Source organism: Algoriphagus sp., assembly GCF_024642405.1.
Taxonomy (GTDB): domain Bacteria; phylum Bacteroidota; class Bacteroidia; order Cytophagales; family Cyclobacteriaceae; genus Algoriphagus.
Genome location: NZ_JAHEBC010000278.1, coordinates 2,143 through 5,170, shown reverse-complemented (window position 1 = coordinate 5,170; position 3,028 = coordinate 2,143). Strand labels below are relative to the sequence as shown.

General features: G+C 36.8%; 3 protein-coding genes and 1 pseudogene. 3 read left to right on the top strand and 1 reads right to left on the bottom strand.

The features are described 5' to 3' along the window. Together Q0L68_RS16040 and Q0L68_RS16035 are read left to right on the top strand one after the other, a co-directional pair. Window positions 1-869: HAMP domain-containing sensor histidine kinase (locus tag Q0L68_RS16040; protein WP_296705141.1), on the top strand; the 869-nt coding region annotated here is incomplete at its 5' end. Further along, on the top strand, window positions 866-1,564 hold the full coding sequence (locus Q0L68_RS16035; RefSeq protein WP_296705140.1) for a response regulator transcription factor: 699 nt from the start codon (window positions 866-868) through the stop codon (window positions 1,562-1,564). The genes Q0L68_RS16040 and Q0L68_RS16035, both read left to right, overlap by 4 nt. Before the next feature lie 40 nt (window positions 1,565-1,604). Here the strand turns inward: Q0L68_RS16035 and Q0L68_RS16030 are convergent, their stop codons facing one another. Next, window positions 1,605-2,615, bottom strand: coding sequence for a dipeptide epimerase (locus Q0L68_RS16030; protein ID WP_296705139.1), 1,011 nt, complete (start codon window positions 2,613-2,615; stop codon window positions 1,605-1,607). Window positions 2,616-2,704: 89 nt separating this feature from the next. Here Q0L68_RS16030 and Q0L68_RS16025 point away from each other — a divergent pair. Continuing rightward, window positions 2,705-3,028 (top strand): annotated as a pseudogene (locus Q0L68_RS16025) (peptidase M14); the annotation flags it as partial.

The window sequence follows — 3,028 nt, the reverse complement described above, 5'->3', positions numbered from 1 at the left end:
AGTTATTCCCAAATGATATTTTAGGTAAAGATAACTTCCTTTACATCTTCTTTCCTGAAAAAAACTATCATGTCATAAAACAAGTTTGGGCTCCTATTTCCAGTTCTATTGTTTTTATTGGGGTCATAATTTTCTGCTTCATCTACGCTATAAAAGTCATTATCCGACAAAAGGCTCTTTCGGATACCAAAAATGATTTTATCAACAATATGACCCATGAGTTCAAAACTCCGTTAGCAACAGTAAGCCTTGCAGTGGAAGCACTCCAAGATCCTGAACTATCCACTCAAGATAAATTCAGAAAACGGTATTTAGGTATCATAAAAGATGAAAATAAAAGATTAACAGCACAAGTGGAAAAGGTTTTACAAGCTGCAGCTCTTGATAAGCAAGACTTCAAATTAAAAATAGAACCACTGAACCTAAGCGAATTATTGGAATCAAATATGCAACATATTAGTCTTCAAGTTGAAAATAAGGGAGGAAACTTAGAGTTAAAGGATAGGCTAAAAAACCCTACTATAGAAGGTGATGCTTTCCATCTGACCCATATTTTTAACAATATGCTAGACAATGCAATAAAGTATACTCCAAATGCTCCGAAAATTAAAGTCGAGGCTTTTGAAGATTATGATCAATTCATTGTAAAAATTGAGGATAATGGAATTGGGATGACTAAAGATGCCCAAAAGAAGATTTTTGATAAATTCTATAGAGTTCCTACTGGAAACGTTCACGATGTGAAAGGTTTTGGGTTAGGATTATCTTATGTGAAAACCATGCTTGAAGCACACCAAGGAGGCATTCAAGTGGAAAGTGAAGTTGGAAAAGGTACAACGTTCACCATAAACTTACCCAAAAAGCAATGAGCAAAGCTAAACTACTAGTCGTCGAAGACGATCCAAACTTGGGCGATATTCTACAGGAATATTTAGAAATGAAAGGCTATGAACCCACTCTATGTAGAGATGGTGAAGAAGGCTGGAACAAATTCAAAAAGGATAAATATGATCTATGCCTTTTGGATATTATGATGCCAAAGAAAGATGGTTTTACTCTGGCAAAAGAGATTAAAAAAGTACAAGAAGACCTTCCGGTGCTTTTTCTCACTGCTAAAAACCAGAAAGATGACATCATAGAAGGGTTAAAAATCGGTGCAGATGATTACATCACAAAACCATTCAGTATGGAAGAATTGCTTCTTAGGGTAACTGCCATTTTAAGAAGAACTCAAAAAAGTACTGAAATCAGCCCTTTAAAAATCTATAATTTTGGTGATTTAGTTCTTCATTATGATGAGCAATACCTAGAAGGTCCAAAGGGAAAGCACAAACTTACTTCTAAAGAAAATGAGTTGATTCGGCTTTTGGCATCTGAAATCAACAAGCTTGTAAACCGAAGTCATGCTTTAAAGCAAATTTGGGGGGATGACAGCTACTTCAACGCAAGAAGTATGGATGTTTACTTAAGTAAAATCAGAAAACTTCTGAAAGACGACCCAAAAGTTCAGATCATCACTGTTCATGGCGAAGGGTTTAAAATGATTGTAAGTGAAGAACAATAAAAAGCTAAGCGGCGATGGAAGCATCGCCGTTTTTTTTGCCTTACACTAAACTTGCTCCTATTCCATTCCCCTCTGGAAATGTCGCTTTTTCAGGCGTAATGATCACTCCCCTAGCAGGGTCTTTTGCTAAAAGCATCGCTCCGTCCATATCCACATAATCCAACAATGGTGCAATATGAGCTATTGCCGTAATCCCAATGGAAGATTCTGTCATACATCCGACCATGGTTTTCATTCCCAGAGACTTAGCCTCATGAATCATTCTAAGGCCGGGAGTGATACCACCAGCTTTCACTAGCTTCACATTTATTCCATGGAATAAACCGTGACACTTTTTGACGTCTGACTCTACGATGCAACTTTCATCCGCAATAACAGGTAATTTTGAATGGATGAAAACTTCCTTCATTCCTTCCAAATCATCTTTGCCCAATGGCTGCTCCATAAATTCAACACCAAGTTTCTGGAGTTCTTTTGAATATTCAATCGCCTGTTCCGCAGTCCAGGCACAATTTGCATCTATTCGAAAAACTGCATCCGTATGTTTTCTAAGTTCTCTTACTATCGCCAAATCGTCAGAAGTACCCAATTTTATTTTATAAATCGGCCAATGTACTTCCTTCATTTTGGCTACCATTTTTGGGACAGTATCAATTCCAATTGTAAAGTTTGTGGTAGGAATGTTTATTGGATTCAAATCTAAATACTCATACAGTTTTTTGCCCTTTTTCTTGGTAAACAAGTCCCATGCTGCCATATCCAATGCACATTGGGCAAATGGGTTTTCTATAAAATTATTCCTGCCCAACTCCCAAAGATGTTCTGGCGTATCCCATTCACCTGTCTCAACTAAATCACGGATTTTATCCAGACTTGCACTCATATTTTCAACAGTCATCCCATAAAATGGATTGGTCGTAGACTCTCCTAATCCCACGATTCCATCATCTTCCAATTTGACTATCAAGGTATCTTGAATATCTCTGCTTTGGTGCGCAATGGTAAAGGTGTGTTTTAAAGGAAGATCCTCAACGAAATATGATAGCTTCATTAGTTATTTGAATTTTTGAGCTTTGTAAATGTATTTTTTAAATGACATTGGCTAGTTTTACTTTTCATTACAAAGAAAATCCAACCATAATGAGTAATTCTAAAGGCTTTTATTCCAGCGTTTTTTTGCTGTTTTTAATTTCACTAATTGGGTGTAAAACTGCAAATAAAAATGCAACCGAACCACTTTCTATCGCAACTTTAGAGTCAGCGCACCAAAAATTTAAAGAATCTGCCATAACACACCGCAGATTTAAGCATGAGGATCTTCAGCCACTGATTCAAAAACATGCTTCTCAATTTAATGTCACTTCTTTGGGAAACTCTATAGATGGAAGAAGCATTTCAAGCATGGACTGGGGGAATGGAGAAACGAAAGTAATGCTTTGGTCTCAGATGCATGGAAACGAAAGT